The sequence below is a fragment of the Pollutimonas rozaliensis genome (assembly GCF_048751585.1).
Taxonomy (GTDB): Bacteria; Pseudomonadota; Gammaproteobacteria; order Burkholderiales; family Burkholderiaceae_B.
In genome coordinates this window covers 1-275 of sequence record NZ_JAZHOB010000098.1, presented here as the reverse complement: position 1 = coordinate 275, position 275 = coordinate 1, and the positions used below count along the sequence as shown (strand labels likewise).

1 protein-coding gene is annotated in these 275 nt (G+C 30.2%); it reads left to right on the top strand.

Going from position 1 to position 275, the window contains the following annotated elements; genetic code table 11:
* The coding region (locus V0R37_RS22130; protein ID WP_420376563.1) for an HPr family phosphocarrier protein at positions 1-163 on the top strand (163 nt) is incomplete at its 5' end.
* Positions 164-275: the final 112 nt, after the last annotated feature.

Sequence of the window (275 nt, the reverse complement as noted above, 5' to 3'; positions counted from 1 at the left end):
GTTTGAAGACAAGGAAGTAAATGCTAAAAGCATAATGGGAGTAATGAGTCTGGGAATCAGCCAGGGAAAAGAAATTACTCTTAAAGCAGATGGTGAGGACGAAATTGAAGCAGTCAACCAGCTGGAGAATTTTATTAAAACAGAAATGGCAGAAGAAGAGTAATTATTAATAAAATATATAGCCTCAGTTTTTATTAAATTAAACTGAGGCTATATATTTTGATTTTAAGTAACAGAAGATATTGATTCTGATATCAAAAATTTATATCAAAAAC